We start from the raw sequence: 431 nt of genomic DNA on the forward strand, positions 1-431 counted from the left end.
AGTCCGTCGTGGAAAAGATCTTCGAGGCCCTTGGCCTTGCTTTGCGATTCCTTTTTCGTAGCCATCGTCGTCTCCGAATGTGAGAAACGCGTGTCTGGTGGCACGCGCAGCATTAACCAAAGTGGGTGCTGTTTGTTCCTTTGGCCCGATCGGATCCACGGTCATCACATAGATCTGGTTCGGTTTCATCGCGGTCTTTCGAAGCATCCGGCGAGGCCGGATCAGTTTTGTTTCGCGATCGGGCCATCCTCTGCCAGTGTACCCCGCCTGCTTTCGAGAATTCGTTCGATCACTTCGGCGTCCGCTTCATATTCTCTCGACCGTTCCTGCAGCTTTGCCGCCATGTCAACGCGAGCCAACTCACTTTCCCGGTCGGCCATTCGCCGGGTGAATGCCGCCCGCTGCTGATGCGCGCGCAGCAAGCTCCACAA

At 57.1% G+C, this 431-nt stretch carries 1 protein-coding gene and 1 pseudogene; both read right to left on the reverse strand.

Features of this window, described 5'->3' with window-relative positions:
• On the reverse strand, positions 1-189 hold a 189-nt coding region (locus AC0L3O_RS35520), incomplete at its 3' end, for a hypothetical protein (RefSeq protein ID WP_473618167.1).
• Between the two features lie 32 nt (positions 190-221).
• Positions 222-431 (reverse strand): annotated as a pseudogene (locus AC0L3O_RS35525) (chemotaxis protein CheB); the annotation flags it as partial.

The sequence above is a fragment of the Mesorhizobium sp. WSM4810 genome (genome assembly GCF_055811235.1).